Genomic DNA, 15,594 nt, shown 5'->3' with positions numbered 1-15,594 from the left:
TAGACCGCCTCTACTCTTGTAATCCATTGCGCAGGATTGCTCCATCACCGACACCTGCCGGCCCTGCGGCTGCAAGCGGGCGAACTTACCAGATCAAATCGGGGCGCGCTACTCCCGGATGTCGAGGTAGTGGCCCGCGGAACTTGCAAATCATTGCAAAGCCTTGCCTGGTGGTGTTGGAGGCCTGATCAAATATTGATTTTAGTCAAACCTGGAGTACTCGTTTGAGTCGTTTATGGCCAGGGTTCTAAGGCGTCTGACCGCTTTATGTTCTCGCTCGTTCCTGCGCTTGGGTAGAATCGGTTCTTTTCCCGTCGAAGGAAGGCTAATGGCCCAGTCCTACAGTGCTCGCAGTCGTGCGATCGAACCTTTCCATGTCATGGCGCTGCTGGCGCGGGCCAATGAACTGCAGGCCGCTGGCCACGACGTGATCCACCTGGAAATCGGCGAGCCGGACTTCACCACCGCCGAGCCGATCATCCAGGCCGGCCAGGCCGCATTGACGGCGGGGAAGACCCGTTACACCGCTGCGCGGGGCATTCCCGAGTTGCGCGAAGCCATCTCCAGTTTTTATCAACAGCGTTACGGATTGAACATTGACCCCAAGCGCATCCTCATCACCCCCGGCGGTTCGGGCGCCCTGTTGCTGGCCAGTGCCTTGCTGGTGGACCCGGGCAAACACTGGCTGCTGGCGGATCCGGGCTATCCCTGCAACCGGCACTTTCTGCGACTGGTGGAAGGCGCGGCGCAGCTGGTGCCTGTGGGGCCGGACGTGCGTTATCAACTGACCCCTGATCTGGTCGCCCGGCATTGGGATCACGACAGCGTCGGTGCATTGGTGGCGTCTCCGGCCAATCCGACCGGGACCATCCTGACCCGCGACGAGCTGGCGGGGCTGTCTGAGGCGATCAAGGTTCGTCACGGTCATCTGGTGGTGGACGAGATCTATCACGGCCTGACGTACGGCACCGATGCCGCCAGCGTGCTGGAAGTCGATGACAGTGCGTTCGTGCTCAACAGTTTTTCCAAGTATTTCGGCATGACCGGCTGGCGTCTCGGCTGGCTGGTGGCGCCAGAAGCGGCCGTCGGCGAGCTGGAAAAGCTTGCGCAAAACCTCTACATCAGCGCACCGAGCATGGCTCAGCACGCCGCTCTGGCCTGTTTTGAGCCAGCGACCATCAGCATTCTCGAAGAGCGTCGCACCGAATTTGGTCGTCGTCGCGATTTTCTCCTGCCGGCCTTGCGCGAGTTGGGTTTCGGGATTGCCGTGGAGCCGGAGGGTGCGTTCTATTTGTACGCCGATATCAGCAAGTTCGGCGGTGATGCCTTCACGTTCTGCCGGCACTTCCTGGAAACTGAACACGTGGCGATTACACCGGGGCTGGATTTCGGTCGCTATCAGGCCGGGCATCACGTGCGTTTTGCCTACACCCAAAGCCTGCCGCGTTTGCAGGAAGCGGTCGAGCGCATTGCTCGCGGACTGAAGAGCTGGCAAGGCTGATGCGGTTTCATCCTCCCCTGGAAGAAGGTCGCCTGATTCGACGTTACAAGCGTTTTCTCGCCGATATCGAAACCGTTAGCGGCGAGTTGATCACCATTCATTGTCCCAATACGGGCTCGATGCTCAATTGTCAGGTCGAAGGCGGGCAAGTCTGGTTCAGCCGCTCAAACGACCCCAAACGTAAGTTGCCCGGCACCTGGGAAGTTGGCGAAACCCCGCAAGGGCGCTTGTTTTGCGTAAACACCGGGCGCGCCAATGGTTTGATCGAAGAGGCGCTGCGTGCCGGTGTCATCAGTGAACTGAACGGTTTTACCGAACTGAGGCGCGAAGTCGCCTACGGGCAGGAAAGCAGCCGCATCGATTTTCGCCTCGAATACCCCAGCGGCCCGGCCTATGTGGAGGTCAAAAGCGTCACCCTGGGCTTCGACGGGGCATCGGTGGCCGCGTTTCCGGACGCGGTGACTCAGCGCGGGGCCAAGCATTTGCGTGAGTTGGCGCACCTGGCCCGGGACGGGATTCGCGCGGTGCAGTTGTATTGCGTCAACCTGACCGGCATCGATGCGGTGCGTCCTGCAGAAGAAATCGATTCGGCCTACGCGGCAGCCTTGCGTGAGGCCGTTGCATGCGGGGTTGAGGTGCTGGCCTATGGCGTGCGTTTGACTCATGAAGAAATGGTGGTTGACCGACGTCTGGATGTGCTGCTCAACGGTTAAAGGCTGACCCAGACGCCTTGTGCGTCTTCACGGCAGGGCACGGAGGTCAGCGATTGACCGGCGCAGGGGCCCGAAACGCACTCGCCGTCCTCGATCAGAAACAGTGCGCCATGGGTGGCGCACTGGATCAGGCTGTTGCTGGGATCGAGAAAGCTGTCCGGCGTCCATTCCAGACCAACGCCACGGTGCGGGCAGCGATTGATGTAGACATAGACCTGGCCGCCCCGGCGTACGGCGAAGAGCTTCTGCCCGTCTATATCGAAACCGCGACTGCTGGCGTCAGCCAAATCGGCGCCTGTACAAAGAAACTTCATGTCTATCCTTTAATCCTGCGCCTCGTGACCAGATATGTCCGAGCTTGACGTTCAAATGCAAACAATTATCAAATGGCCATCTTGCCCGTCGGGTGCGGGTGCCAGACGCCGAGGATACTTGGCCTGTCATCTCGATGTCTGGGAAAACTATTAAGGAAGCTGTTTATGCGCTTGAGTACCCGCGTTGTTGCGCTCTGTGTCGGACTTCTCGTCAGTCACCACGGCGCAGCGGCCGAGTTGCCGCAACGTTGGGTCAGTGCCGGTGGCGCGTTATCCGAGTGGGTGAGCGCGCTGGGCGGCGAATCGAAACTGGTCGGTGTCGACACCACCAGTCAGCATCCAGAAAGCCTCAAGGCGCTGCCCAGCATTGGCTATCAGCGGCAGCTGTCGGCGGAAGGCATCTTGAGCTTACGCCCGCAGATCCTCATCGGCACCGAAGAAATGGGACCGTCGCCCGTGCTCGCGCAAATTCGTAACGCGGGGGTGCAGGTGGAGCTGTTCTCGGCGCAGCCGGATCTACCGACGTTGCAGGGCAACTTGCAGCATTTGGGCAAATTGCTGGGCGCTGAAGCGCAGGCTGTTCAAGCGTACCAGCGTTACCAGGAGCAACTCGATCAGCAAAAAATCCGCGTGACCAAGGCACAGCTGACGCAACCGTCACCGGGTGTGCTGTTGCTGCTCGGCCATGCGGGCGGCAAGCCGCTCATCGCTGGCAAGGACACCGCCGCCGATTGGCTGCTGCGCCAGGCTGGCGGCCACAATCTGGCCACGCATACCGGCTACAAACCGTTTTCTGTCGAGTCGCTGATCAGCCTCGACCCCGAGGTGCTGGTGTTTGCCGACCGGGCGCTGACGGGGGATGCGGCGCGTGCCGCGTTGTTCAAGGAAAACCCGATGCTGTCCTCGACGCGTGCGGCGAAGGACGGACGGGTCTTAGAGCTGGATCCGACGTTGTTGGTGGGCGGGCTCGGCCCTCGGTTGCCGGACAGCCTCAAAAAGCTTTCTGACGGATTCTTTCCTGGCACGGCCGGTCAATGACCGTCCTGGTTAAGCCTCGTGCCCTGTTCATTGGTCTGAGCCTTCTGTGTGCGCTGGCGATCTGGCTGTCGCTGGCGCTGGGGCCGGTCAGTTTGCCGTTGCTCGACACCTTGCACGCAGCGCTGCGCCTGGCCGGATTGCCGATTGCGCCGGATGGGCTGGAGCAAGCCGAATTGATCGTCGGACACATTCGATTGCCGAGAACCTTGTTGGGCTTGGCGGTGGGTGGCGTGCTGGCGCTGTCCGGTGTGGCGATGCAGGGGCTGTTTCGTAACCCTCTTGCTGATCCGGGGTTGGTGGGGGTGTCCAGCGGCGCGGCATTGGGTGCTGCCATCGCGATTGTTGGCGGCTCGGCGTTTGGCGGGTTGCCTGAGTCCTTCGGGCCTTATCTGTTATCGGTGTGTGCGTTTCTCGGTGGGCTCGGGGTCACGGCGCTGGTGTATCGACTGGGCCGACGTAACGGCCAGACGAACGTCGCGACGATGCTGCTGGCCGGTATCGCATTGACCGCGTTGGCGGGCTCGGCGGTGGGGTTGTTCACCTATCTGGCAGACGACGCGACGTTGCGTACGCTGACGTTCTGGAACCTGGGCAGCCTCAATGGCGCGAGTTACGCGCGGCTCTGGCCGTTGCTGCTGGTCAGCGCGGGGGTGGCGCTTTGGTTGCCGCGTCGGGCCAAGGCCCTGAATGCGTTACTGCTGGGGGAGTCGGAGGCCGGTCATCTGGGCATCGACGTCGAAGGGCTCAAGCGCGAATTGGTGTTCTGTACGGCACTGGGGGTTGGCGCGGCGGTGGCGGCGGCGGGGATGATCGGGTTTGTCGGTCTGGTGGTGCCGCACCTCGTGCGCTTGCTCGCCGGTCCCGATCATCGAGTGTTATTGCCCGCTTCGATACTCGCCGGTGCCAGTCTTCTATTGTTTGCCGATCTGGTGGCGCGACTGGCCCTGGCACCGGCCGAATTACCGATCGGCATTGTTACGGCCTTTATCGGTGCGCCGTTCTTTCTGTTCTTGTTGCTCCGGAGGCGCGCCTGATGTTGCGCACGCAGAACTTGCACATCCGCCGCGGCACCAAGACTGTGCTGGCGGGCATCACGCTTGAGCTTCGGCCGGGCGAGGTGCTGGGCGTGCTCGGCCCCAATGGCGCCGGCAAAAGTACTTTGCTTGGTGCCTTGTGCGGCGAGTTGCAGGCCGATCATGGAAGCGTCTGGCTCGATGATCGCGAGTTGCGTCACTGGGCCGCATCGCTGCGTGCGCAACGACTGGCGGTGCTGCCGCAGGTGTCGACCCTGGACTTTGCCTTTCGCGTTGAAGAGGTGGTGGGCATGGGGCGATTGCCTCATCAAAGCGGTCGAGTGCGCGATGACGAGATCGTCGCCGCCGCGCTACACGCCGCTGATGCCGAACACCTGAGTGGTCGCAGCTACCTGGCCCTGTCCGGCGGCGAGCGTCAGCGGGTGCATCTGGCTCGGGTGTTGGCGCAACTCTGGCCGGGGGAGGCGGGACAGACGCTGTTGCTCGATGAGCCGACCTCGATGCTCGACCCGTTACATCAGCACACCACCCTGCAAGCGGTGCGCGAGTTTGCCGATCGCGGCGCGGCTGTTCTGGTCATCCTGCATGATCTGAACCTGGCGGCGCGCTATTGTGATCGCGTGTTGCTGCTTGAGGGGGGGCGTCCGGTGGCATTGGACACTCCGGAGCAGGTCCTGAAACCAGAGCCGCTCAAAGCCGTGTTCGGGCTGGAAGTGTTGGTGCAGCAGCATCCGGAGCGTGGGCATCCGCTGATCATCGCCCGCTGAGACTGTCATCGAGGTGAACATGCGTGGGATTTTACTGCTGGCCGTATTGCTCTTGGGTGCCTGCCAGCATGTTGCGGTGCCACCGCCGGTCAACGGTGAAATCCGTGACCTGCGCAACGGGCAGACCCTGACGGCGCAGGAACTGCTTGGGCGACTGGCCAAGCCTGCGCGGCTGATCGTCGGCGAGCAGCATGACAATCGCGATCACCACCCGCTAGAACTGTGGTTGTTGCAGTCGCTCGGCGAGCAACGGCCACAGGGCAGTTTGCTCCTGGAAATGCTGACGCCGGATCAGCAGCCGCGTGTCGAGGATGTTCGTCATGCCTCGACGCCTCCGGCCGATTTGCCGGCTGCCTTGGCTTGGCAGGAGGGATGGGACTGGGAACTTTACGGGCCGATCGTGCGTTTCGCGCTGACTCAGCCCTATCCGCTGCTGGCGGCCAACCTGGACAACCTCGATGTTCGTGCGGTCTACGCAAAACCCCCGGCATTGAGCGGCTCGCGCTCCAACGCGGCTTCGGTCAAGGATGAGTTGCTGGCAGAAATCAGTGACTCCCATTGCGGTTTGCTGCCCACTTCACAAATGCCCGCCATGTTGGCGGTCCAGCGGCAACGAGACCGGCGCATGGCCGAGCGCTTGCTGGCAGCTCCGATGCCTTCATTGCTGTTTGCCGGTGCCTATCACGCGCGCAAGGACGTTGGTGTGCCTCTCCATGTCCTGGATTTGGGGCAGGCGCAAGCGCCGACGGTGTTGCTGCTGGCAGAGCAGGGGGCCGAGGTGACAGCGGCTATGGCTGATTACGTCTGGTACACGCCGGCTTCACCGCCTCAGGATTACTGCGCGCAGATGCGTAAGCAGTTCGGCAAGTAACGACCGGTGCTTTCAAAGGCAAAAAAGTCACAGGCAAAAAAAGACCCGGCAAGAGCCGGGTCAAATAACCGTGATTAGCCTGATGAGGAGATATCTGAGAGTCCGAACCAAGGGCTTTTCAAATATCGACCAGTCTCGCGACCAGTTGGTGCTAATCATAGCGATTCTCATTACCATGTCAATCGCTGTTTTTCAGTTTCTTTGAGCTGCCTCGTCAGATGGGTTCAACGCCAATGCCTTCAGGCCTTGTGGCGCGATGAAATCGCTTCCAGCTGTTTGTTCAAGGCTTCTTTACGCTCGGCCGGAATGTCGTTCCAGTGCACATCCATCAGTGCACCTTCGATCGCATACAACAACACCTTTGACGCCCGAAACCCGCGCGTACGCACGGCCCGATAAGCATCCACCGCCCCGAGGCGACGCAAATCCGAGGCGCTGTGGATGCCCACGGCATGCAGCCACTGCGCCGACGTCTTGCCAAGATTCTTCAGGTGTTGCAGTTCATCATTCATCAAGCCTCCTTGCGATGGCCGAACGTTGCGTGGGCGAGCTTCTCAGGAGTGTAGCCATCAGTAGGAAAAGCGTGATTGTTTGGTCGGTTTCGACGCAAAAGCTTCTAAGAGGACGAGGCAAAGACAGGTTGGGAGGGGGCGACAGAAGTGGGTATTCGGCGATCACATGGCATCCAGCGCAAAGCGAGGGCGCTGGACGTGTCAGGGTAAGACGTCGTTTTTAGCGAGTGCGATACCGCAGGCGTGTGCCGAAGTTCATCGACATGAGGATCTCGTCCGCGCTCAGCTCTGCCGGAAAATACGCGCCGGAGATCTGTGCATGGGCCAGGCTGGCGCCTTCCAACTGTGCGCTGCGAAAGTCGATGCCGCGCAAATCGGCGGAGCGGAAATAGGCATCGGTAAAGTCGACGCCATCGGCGTTCAGTTCACGCAAGTCCAGGCCCCGGAAATCGCCACCGACCATGTCGATAGGTCCGTCTTTGGGCCGCTCATTGTTGAATCCTGCGATGTCGTCTTTGTGCAGCAAGGCATACAGCGGGGTATCGAGAAGTTTGGGCTGGCTCATGTCGCATCACCTGATGGTTTTATGACGCCAGTATAGTGCCACTATTTGACAGCCGTGAAGCCAGGGAAGGCTTCACGGCTGAAATAGTTTTTACAGGCCTGGCATGCGTTGGCGGATTTGCGCAACAACGGTGTCGAGGGTCCCGCTTTCATTGGTCTGGACGCGCTTGCTGCACAGAATCTCAGCGGGCGTCAGCGCTTCACGGTTGGCTTGCTGGGCTGCGATAACGGCCAGGTTGGCGTCGGATGGGTCCTTTTTGTCCGCCTGGCGCAGGGCGAGCCAGCTTTCGATCACGGCTTGCGGCGCATGGCAATCGAGGATCAGGAACGGCGCGCCGGTGGCCTCGGCGATTTTCGCCGCGCCGTCGCGCTGGTCGCGCTTGAGGTAAGTGGCATCGATCACCACCGGGAAGCCGGCGCGCAGGATGATTCCGGCGATTTCATGCAGGCGGCTGTAGGTGGCGGCAGTGGCGTGCGCGTTATAAATGCCGGCTTGCGGATCATTTGCTACGGTTTGTTCACCAAACAGACGTTTGCGTTCTACATCCGAGCGCAGGCGAATGGCGCCCAGTGCTTCGACCAGGCGCATGGCCACGTGGCTTTTGCCAACAGCGGATACGCCGTGGGTAATCGCCATGAAGCGCGAAGGAATGGTGCTGTAGCTTTCCGCGAGGTTGGCGTAGTTGCGGTACTGGCGCAGGGTCGTTGCGCGCTGCACCGGATCGGCTTCGGCGGGCATGCTGAACAAGCTGACTTTCGCGCGAACCAGTGCGCGGTAGGCTTTATAGAAGTTCAGCAGTTCAAGGCCTTGATAGTCGCCGGTCAGTTCCAGGTATTGGCTGACGAAACGGCGCGCGAGGCTCTTCAGGCCACGATCTTCCAGGTCCATCGCCAGGAAACCGGTGTCAGCGTAGACGTCGGTGAAACGGAACGGTTCGTTGAATTCGATGCAATCGAAGATCACGACCTTGCCATCGATCACGGTCGCGTTGCCCAAGTGGATATCACCGTGGCATTCACGAATGAAGCCTTCGGCCTTGCGCTGGGCGAACAGTGGCTTGAGGCGTTCGAAGCTGCTCTCGGCCCAGGCTTGCAGAGCGTCGAGTTGCACCAGGTCGGCCTTGTCACTGAGGAACGGGCGGATCTGTTCGAAGTTCTGGCGTACCGGCGCCATCACGCTGTCCGGGGTGCCTGCATCGTGTTCGGCGGGCACTTTCGGCGCGTTGAGGTGGAATTGTGCAATCTGCGCGGCCATCTCGTCGATGTGCGCAGTGGTCAGTTCGCCATTGGCCTGCAGGGTGCTGAGCAACTGGCTTTGTGGGAATTGACGCATTTTCAGGGCGAAATCGACCACCGGGCCATCGCCACCGAATTGAGGGGCTTCGGCGCTGCCAGTGATTGGCAACACTTCCAGATACAAATCGTTGGTCAGACGCTGGTTCAAGCGCAGTTCTTCGCCGCAGAAGTGCTCGCGGGCGTCGAGGCTGGTGAAGTCGAGGAAGCCGAAATTCACCGGCTTCTTCACTTTATAAGCAAAGGGACCTGTGAGGATGACCCAGGAAATATGGGTTTCGATGACCTGGAACCCGTCTACCGGATGCGGGTAGAGGGCCGGGTTTTGCAGAGCGGCGATCAGGGACTGGCTCACAGGCGATCCTTCAAAGACTGGGAAAAATTCAAGGCCGCCATTATGGCCGCAAGTCCGCCTGACGCAAACCTCGGAGGGCGTCTGTTGAGTATCAATAAAGTGCGTATAATCCGCCGCCATGACTCGTACTCGATCCCCCCGCACTCCCAAAAAACCACCTTCCAGGGGCCTGAGCCCGTGGCTGGGCTGGGCCCTTAAACTCAGTCTGGTCGGCCTGGTGGTGCTCGCCGGATTCGCGGTTTACCTCGACGCTATCGTCCAGGAAAAGTTTTCCGGCAAGCGCTGGACGATCCCGGCCAAGGTGTATGCGCGCCCGCTGGAACTGTTTACCGGCCAGAAGCTGAGCAAGGATGACTTCCTCACCGAGCTCGACGCCTTGGGCTACCGCCGCGAAAGCGTGAGCAATGGCCCCGGTGCTGCGGCGGTCAGCGGCAACACCGTTGATTTGAATACCCGTGGCTTCCAGTTCTATGAAGGTCTGGAGAAACCCCAGCCGGTGCGCGTGCGTTTCTCTGGCGACTATGTTGCCGAGCTTTCGGCGACCAACGGTTCGAAGCTGTCGGTGGTGCGTCTTGAGCCGCTGCTGATCGGCGGGATTTACCCGAAAAACCTCGAAGACCGCATCCTGATCAAAATCGATCAGGTACCGCCGTACCTGCTGGAAACCCTGGTCGCCGTGGAAGACCGGGATTTCTATAGTCATTGGGGCGTGTCACCGAAGTCGATTGCCCGCGCCGTCTACGTCAACACCTCTGGCGGCAAGATGACCCAGGGCGGCAGTACCCTGACGCAACAGTTGGTCAAGAACTTTTACCTGACCAGCGAACGCAGTCTGACCCGTAAACTCACCGAAGCCATGATGGCGATGTTGCTTGAGTTGCATTACGACAAACGGGAAATTCTTGAGGCTTACCTCAACGAAGTCTTCGTCGGTCAGGACGGCCAGCGCGCAGTGCACGGTTTCGGTCTGGCCAGCCAGTTCTTCTTCGGGCAGCCATTGTCCGAACTGAAACTGCATCAAGTTGCCCTGTTGGTGGGGATGGTCAAAGGGCCGTCGTACTACAACCCGCGTCGCAACCCTGAGCGTGCGCTTGAGCGACGCAACCTGGTGCTCGATGTTCTTGAGCAGCAGGGCGTTGCCACCGCCGAACAAGTTGCCGCGGCGAAGCAAATGCCACTGGGTGTGACGACGCGCGGCAAGTTGGCCGACAGCTCGTTCCCGGGTTTCCTCGATCTGGTTAAACGTCAGTTGCGCGAAGACTACCGCGATGAAGACTTGACCGAAGAAGGCCTGCGGATTTTTACCAGCTTCGACCCGATTCTGCAGATGAAAGCCGAAGCGTCAGTCAACGACACCTTCAAGCGGCTGTCCGGTCGCAAGGGTTCGGATGACGTTGAGGCGGCCATGGTCGTGACCAACCCGGAAACCGGTGAGGTACAGGCCATGATCGGTAGTCGCCAGGCGAGTTTCGCCGGCTTCAACCGTGCGCTGGATGCGGTGCGACCTGTAGGTTCGTTGATCAAGCCGGCGGTTTATCTGACGGCACTTGAGAAACCCACCCAGTACACCTTGACCAGTTGGCTGTCGGACGAGTCCTTCTCGGTCAAAGGCGCGGACGGTCAGGTCTGGAAACCGCAGAACTACGATCGTCGTTCCCACGGTACGGTGTTCCTGTATCAGGGGCTGGCGCATTCCTACAACTTGTCGACCGCGCGTCTTGGCCTGGCAGTGGGTGTACCGAACGTCCTCAAGACCCTCGCTCGTCTGGGCGTGACCCGCGACTTCCCTGCATTCCCATCGATGTTGCTGGGCGCCGGCGGCATGACGCCAATTGAAGTGGCGACCATGTACCAGACGCTGGCCAACGGTGGTTTCAACACGCCGATGCGCGGGATTCGTAGCGTTTTGACTGCCGAAGGCGAGCCGCTCAAGCGCTACCCGTTCCAGATCGAGCAGCGTTTTGATCCGGCCTCCATTTACCTGATCCAGAGCGCCATGCAACGGGTCATGCGTGAAGGTACGGGCAGTTCGGTTTACAACGTGTTGCCGAAAACCCTGACCCTGGCCGGCAAGACCGGTACCAGTAACGACTCGCGAGACAGCTGGTTTGCCGGATTCAGTCAGGACTTGCTGGCGGTGGTCTGGCTCGGCCGCGATGACAACGGCAAGACGCCATTCACCGGCGCGACCGGTGCTTTGCAGGTCTGGACCAGCTTCATGCGAAAAGCCGACCCGCTGCCGCTGGACATGCCGCAACCGGACAACGTTGTTCAGGCCTGGGTCGATTCGCGTACCGGGCAAGGCTCTGACGCCAACTGCCCAGGCGCTGTACAGATGCCGTATATTCGCGGCAGCGAACCTCCTCCCGGTGCGGCTTGCGGTGGCGAAAGCCCTGTTTCCGGCGAAACGGTGATGGATTGGGTCAAGGGCTGGATGAATTAAGCAAAGAGGGATTCACGTGAACAAGTGGTTGATACCAGCGGTTGCCGCCGTGGCGTTGCTCATCGGTTGCTCCACCGTACAACGCGGTTCGATTCCGGTTGAGGATTCCGGCACGGCTGTGTCCAACAGTGAACGGATATCGGCGAATGGCGGCTTCCGCAAGTCGACCGTGAAGCGTCCTGCGCAAGCCCCATCGCAAACCCAGGCGATCCCGCAAGGCGATACCGGTGTGGTGGTGATGGTCCCGGGTGGGGGCGCCGTCAGCTCGGCACCGATCAGCACCGCGCCGATCACCCCTGGCCCGATTACTCCGGGACCGATCGACACGTCGCCGGTCCAGTCGGCGCCGATCAATCAGGGCAGCTACAGCATGCCCTCGACACCGAGCGGGATTCCTTCGGCGAACGCTGGCGGTCTGTCCGCCGACGAGCAACTGGACGGTCCGGTGCTGGCGCTGTTGACCACGGCTCAGCAGCAACAGGCGAGCGGCGACCTCAACGGTGCTTCGTCCAGTCTGGAGCGTGCTCAGCGCGTTGCACCGCGTGAGCCGCAAGTGCTTTATCGTCTGGCTCAAGTGCGCATGGCTCAAGGCGATGCGCCGCAGGCTGAGCAATTCGCTCGTCGTGGCCTGACCTTCGCCAATGGCCGTCCGGACCTTCAGGCCAGCCTGTGGGATTTGATTGCCCAGGCGCGCGAGAAGCAAGGTGATTCTGCCGGCGCAGCATTGGCCCGTCAGAAGGCCAAGGTTTCGCTGTGATGGACGCACGCTTCCCGAGGATCGCCGAGCAGTTGCTGCTGATTGAGCGTGAACTGCGTGTGCAGGGGTGGTGGGATGAAGTCTCTCCATCCCAAGATGCGCTTTCCAGCGTCGAGCCGTTTTCGGTCGATACGCTGGATTTCGAGCAGTGGCTGCAATGGATCTTCCTGCCCCGGATGAAGATGATCCTCGAGCAGAACCTGCCATTACCCGCCGTCTCCGGGATTCAGGAAATGGCGGAAATGGTCTTCGCCGGCCGTGATGTGCAGGGCCGGGATCGACAGCTGCAAGTGCTGCTCAAAGAGTTCGATCTGCTGATCACCGCCTCCCGCTGAATCGGAAACTGCCAGTGCTTACTGGCAGTTCTGCGCAATCTGTTTCTGCGTTTCGCTGATGCGTTCCTGACGTTGTTGATCCGTCAGGCGATGCATTTCGCCCTCCACAGCCTCCCGAAGTCGTGGATTGTTCTGCAGCTGCGCCAGATTCGTGCGCGCCTGCACGCAAAATGCCTTGAGCTGGGCTTGCTGCTCGGCGACCTGTTTTTTCACCGTGTTGTCGATGTCCTGCTGATTGCCAATGGCTTTGCTGTCGGGCAGCGTGGCCGGTTGGCTCACAGAGGAGGGCGTCACCACGGTGGTGGCTTCCCGGCCTTGGGGTGGTTGAGCGTCAAAGTGTGTCACGCCTTGGGCATCGACCCATTTGTAGATCTGGGCGGCCGTGCACAAAGGGCTGATCAGCAGGCTGACCATGAAGAAGATCGTTCGCATGCCATTTCCTTGTCATGAGTTGCGCAATCGAAGCTAACACAGTCGCTGTTTAGCGATTTTTTCTTGCTTTCTCATGTGCTTACTTCAATAAAGCACATAGACGACTTGACTTGCAGGGGACGAAACAGAAGAATCCAAAGTCCGCTGTAGAGGGACTGCCAGAAGCAGACCCACTCAGCAGATCATGAGGCGCACATCCGCGCCGACCTGTTACACCCGCAACGCGTTACCTCGCGCTGGGTGGGAAAGGCCCGCAACACTTGGGACGATCCCAATACTTGCTCAGTCAGTGCTGACGTAGTCGGCGACCACCGTCGCTCATGCTCTGCTGAGAAGTAAACCTATTAAGACCCGTCCTCGTTTATGTGGGCGGTATTCTGGCGTTTTAGAGGTGAACAACGTGGAGCTTTTATCTGGCGGTGAGATGCTCGTCCGCTTCTTGCGTGACGAAGGCGTCAAATATATCTACGGGTACCCGGGTGGTGCTCTTCTTCATGTTTACGATGCCCTGTTCAAAGAGCCGGAAGTGACCCACATCCTGGTTCGCCACGAACAAGCGGCTACCCATATGGCTGACGGCTATGCCCGTGCCACCGGTAAAGCCGGCGTGGTACTGGTGACTTCCGGTCCTGGCGCAACAAACGCCATCACCGGTATTGCCACCGCCTATATGGACTCGATTCCAATGGTGGTCATTTCCGGCCAGGTGCCTAGCAGCATGGTGGGCACCGATGCGTTCCAGGAAACCGACATGATCGGTATCTCCCGGCCGATCGTGAAGCACAGCTTCATGATCAAGCACGCATCGGAAATCCCGGAAGTCATGAAGAAAGCGTTTTACCTGGCGCAATCCGGTCGTCCGGGCCCGGTTGTTGTCGATATCCCGAAAGACATGACCAACCCGGCCGAGAAGTACGAATACATCTTCCCGAAAAAAGCCAAGCTGCGTTCCTACAGCCCGGCCGTTCGCGGTCACTCCGGGCAAATCCGCAAGGCTGCAGAAATGCTCTTGGCGGCCAAGCGTCCGGTGATGTACGCCGGCGGTGGTGTGATTCTCGGTGGTGGCTCCGCGCCGCTGACCGAATTGGCGAAGATGCTCAATCTGCCAGTGACCAATACCCTGATGGGCCTGGGTGCCTACCCTGGCACCGACCGTCAGTTCATTGGCATGCTCGGCATGCACGGCAGCTACACCGCCAACCTGGCGATGCACCACGCCGACGTGATCCTTGCGGTCGGCGCGCGTTTCGATGACCGTGTGATCAACGGCCCGGCGAAGTTCTGCCCGAATGCCAAGATCATTCACATCGACATCGACCCGGCTTCGATCTCCAAGACCATAAAGGCAGACGTTCCTATCGTCGGTCCGGTCGAGAGCGTCCTGACCGAAATGGTCGCGATCCTCAAGGAAATCGGCGAGACCCCGAACAAGGAGTCCGTTGCCAGCTGGTGGAAGCAAGTTGACGAGTGGCGCGGCGATCGTGGCCTGTTCCCTTATGAGAAGGGCGACGGCAGCGTCATCAAGCCGCAGACCGTGATAGAAACCCTGTGTGAAGTCACCAAGGGCGACGCTTATGTCGCTTCGGACGTGGGCCAGCACCAAATGTTCGCGGCGCAGTACTACACGTTCAACAAGCCGAATCGCTGGATCAACTCCGGTGGCTTGGGCACCATGGGCTTCGGTTTTCCGGCGGCCATGGGCATCAAGTTGAGCTTCCCGGATGCCGACGTCGTCTGCGTGACGGGCGAGGGCAGCATTCAGATGAACATTCAGGAACTGTCCACCTGTCTGCAATATGGTTTGCCGGTCAAAATCGTCATCCTGAACAACGGTGTTCTGGGTATGGTTCGCCAGTGGCAAGACATGAGTTACGGCAGCCGTCACTCGCACTCGTACATGGAATCCCTGCCTGACTTCGTCAAGCTGGCGGAAGCCTATGGTCACGTTGGCGTGCGCATCACCGACTCGAAAGATTTGAAGTCGAAGATGGAAGAGGCGTTCGCCATGAAGGATCGCTTGGTGGTGCTGGATATTTCAGTCGACACCAGCGAGCACGTCTACCCGATGCAGATCAAAGACGGCTCCATGCGCGATATGTGGCTGAGCAAGACGGAGCGTACTTAATCATGCGACACATTATTTCCTTGCTTCTGGAAAACGAACCGGGCGCTCTGTCTCGTGTAGTCGGCCTGTTCTCGCAGCGCAACTACAACATCGAAAGCCTGACGGTGGCACCCACTGAAGACCCGACCCTGTCGCGTCTGACGCTGACCACGGTGGGCCATGATGAAGTGATCGAGCAGATCACCAAGAACCTGAACAAGTTGATCGAAGTGGTCAAATTGGTCGACCTGTCGGAGAGTGCTCACATCGAGCGCGAACTGATGCTGGTCAAGGTCAAGGCCACCGGCGCCCAGCGCGCCGAGATCAAACGCACCACCGATATTTACCGTGGGCAGATCGTCGATGTCAGCGCTAGCGTGTATACCGTTCAATTGACCGGGACCAGCGACAAGCTCGACAGCTTCATTCAGTCCATTGGCACTGCGTCGATTCTGGAAACCGTCCGTAGTGGCGTAACCGGTATTGCACGCGGCGACAAAGTACTCAGCATCTAAACCAAATTAGTGAATGGCCTGAACGGCCTGGATATATAGGGGAATT

Annotated in this window: 16 protein-coding genes; 11 read left to right on the top strand and 5 right to left on the bottom strand. The window is 59.8% G+C overall.

Going from position 1 to position 15,594, the window contains the following annotated elements; genetic code table 11:
* Positions 1–328 precede the first annotated feature (328 nt).
* Entirely contained in the window at positions 329–1,501 is a 1,173-nt protein-coding gene (locus NL116_RS26995) for a pyridoxal phosphate-dependent aminotransferase (protein WP_494374789.1), read from the top strand.
* A complete protein-coding gene (gene sfsA / locus NL116_RS26990) occupies positions 1,501–2,214 on the top strand; it encodes a DNA/RNA nuclease SfsA (protein ID WP_494374788.1) in 714 nt (237 codons plus the stop codon). Before NL116_RS26995 ends, sfsA begins: the two co-directional genes overlap by 1 nt.
* On the opposite strand, the gene NL116_RS26985 is transcribed toward sfsA, so the two are convergent.
* On the bottom strand, positions 2,211–2,528 hold the full coding sequence (locus NL116_RS26985) for a Rieske (2Fe-2S) protein (protein WP_494374787.1): 318 nt from the start codon (positions 2,526–2,528) through the stop codon (positions 2,211–2,213). The genes sfsA and NL116_RS26985 overlap by 4 nt on opposite strands.
* Positions 2,529–2,693: 165 nt before the next feature.
* Here NL116_RS26985 and NL116_RS26980 point away from each other — a divergent pair, with 165 nt between their 5' ends.
* The 4 genes from NL116_RS26980 to NL116_RS26965 are packed head-to-tail and all read left to right on the top strand — an operon-like array spanning position 2,694 to position 6,238.
* The gene (locus NL116_RS26980; RefSeq protein ID WP_494374786.1) at positions 2,694–3,566 is read left to right on the top strand and encodes a heme/hemin ABC transporter substrate-binding protein; all 873 of its coding nucleotides are present in this window, start codon (positions 2,694–2,696) and stop codon (positions 3,564–3,566) included.
* Positions 3,563–4,600: a FecCD family ABC transporter permease gene (locus NL116_RS26975; protein WP_494374785.1), complete on the top strand. Its 1,038-nt coding sequence runs from the start codon at positions 3,563–3,565 to the stop codon at positions 4,598–4,600. The genes NL116_RS26980 and NL116_RS26975 overlap by 4 nt, the downstream gene beginning before the upstream one ends.
* Entirely contained in the window at positions 4,600–5,367 is a 768-nt protein-coding gene (locus NL116_RS26970; RefSeq protein WP_494374784.1) for a heme ABC transporter ATP-binding protein, read from the top strand. Before NL116_RS26975 ends, NL116_RS26970 begins: the two co-directional genes overlap by 1 nt.
* Positions 5,368–5,386: 19 nt before the next feature.
* On the top strand, positions 5,387–6,238 hold the full coding sequence (locus NL116_RS26965; RefSeq protein ID WP_494374783.1) for a ChaN family lipoprotein: 852 nt from the start codon (positions 5,387–5,389) through the stop codon (positions 6,236–6,238).
* A gap of 239 nt (positions 6,239–6,477) precedes the next feature.
* On the opposite strand, the gene NL116_RS26960 is transcribed toward NL116_RS26965, so the two are convergent.
* The 3 genes from NL116_RS26960 to NL116_RS26950 form a co-directional block, all read right to left on the bottom strand.
* Positions 6,478–6,750, bottom strand: coding sequence for a TfoX/Sxy family protein (locus NL116_RS26960; RefSeq protein ID WP_007948654.1), 273 nt, complete (start codon positions 6,748–6,750; stop codon positions 6,478–6,480).
* Positions 6,751–6,970: 220 nt separating this feature from the next.
* Positions 6,971–7,315 carry a pentapeptide repeat-containing protein gene (locus NL116_RS26955; RefSeq protein ID WP_494374782.1) on the bottom strand — a complete coding sequence of 115 codons (345 nt, stop codon included), beginning with the start codon at positions 7,313–7,315 and terminating at the stop codon, positions 6,971–6,973.
* 90 nt (positions 7,316–7,405) lie between these two features.
* Positions 7,406–8,962, bottom strand: a complete 1,557-nt coding sequence (locus NL116_RS26950; protein WP_494374781.1) for a bifunctional aminoglycoside phosphotransferase/ATP-binding protein — start codon at positions 8,960–8,962, stop codon at positions 7,406–7,408.
* A 118-nt stretch (positions 8,963–9,080) separates the two neighbouring features.
* Between NL116_RS26950 and mrcB the strand changes: the two genes are divergently transcribed.
* The 3 genes from mrcB to NL116_RS26935 are packed head-to-tail and all read left to right on the top strand — an operon-like array spanning position 9,081 to position 12,497.
* Positions 9,081–11,405 carry a penicillin-binding protein 1B gene (gene mrcB, locus NL116_RS26945; protein WP_494374780.1) on the top strand — a complete coding sequence of 775 codons (2,325 nt, stop codon included), beginning with the start codon at positions 9,081–9,083 and terminating at the stop codon, positions 11,403–11,405.
* Positions 11,406–11,421: 16 nt separating this feature from the next.
* Positions 11,422–12,162 (top strand): tetratricopeptide repeat protein, encoded by a 741-nt coding sequence (locus NL116_RS26940; RefSeq protein ID WP_494374779.1) that lies wholly within the window; start codon positions 11,422–11,424, stop codon positions 12,160–12,162.
* Positions 12,162–12,497 carry a YqcC family protein gene (locus NL116_RS26935; RefSeq protein ID WP_494374778.1) on the top strand — a complete coding sequence of 112 codons (336 nt, stop codon included), beginning with the start codon at positions 12,162–12,164 and terminating at the stop codon, positions 12,495–12,497. The genes NL116_RS26940 and NL116_RS26935 overlap by 1 nt, the downstream gene beginning before the upstream one ends.
* Before the next feature lie 18 nt (positions 12,498–12,515).
* On the opposite strand, the gene NL116_RS26930 is transcribed toward NL116_RS26935, so the two are convergent.
* Positions 12,516–12,929: a DUF4124 domain-containing protein gene (locus tag NL116_RS26930; RefSeq protein WP_494374777.1), complete on the bottom strand. Its 414-nt coding sequence runs from the start codon at positions 12,927–12,929 to the stop codon at positions 12,516–12,518.
* Positions 12,930–13,329: 400 nt separating this feature from the next.
* Here NL116_RS26930 and NL116_RS26925 point away from each other — a divergent pair, with 400 nt between their 5' ends.
* Both NL116_RS26925 and ilvN read left to right on the top strand, forming a co-directional pair.
* Positions 13,330–15,054, top strand: coding sequence for an acetolactate synthase 3 large subunit (locus NL116_RS26925; RefSeq protein ID WP_494374776.1), 1,725 nt, complete (start codon positions 13,330–13,332; stop codon positions 15,052–15,054).
* A 2-nt stretch (positions 15,055–15,056) separates the two neighbouring features.
* Positions 15,057–15,548 (top strand): acetolactate synthase small subunit, encoded by a 492-nt coding sequence (ilvN, locus tag NL116_RS26920; protein WP_003176102.1) that lies wholly within the window; start codon positions 15,057–15,059, stop codon positions 15,546–15,548.
* Positions 15,549–15,594: the final 46 nt, after the last annotated feature.

This window comes from Pseudomonas sp. FBCC-B1667 (assembly GCF_059133255.1).
The sequence above is the reverse complement of the archived record's forward strand: the minus strand, read 5'-3'. Positions and strand labels throughout refer to the sequence as shown.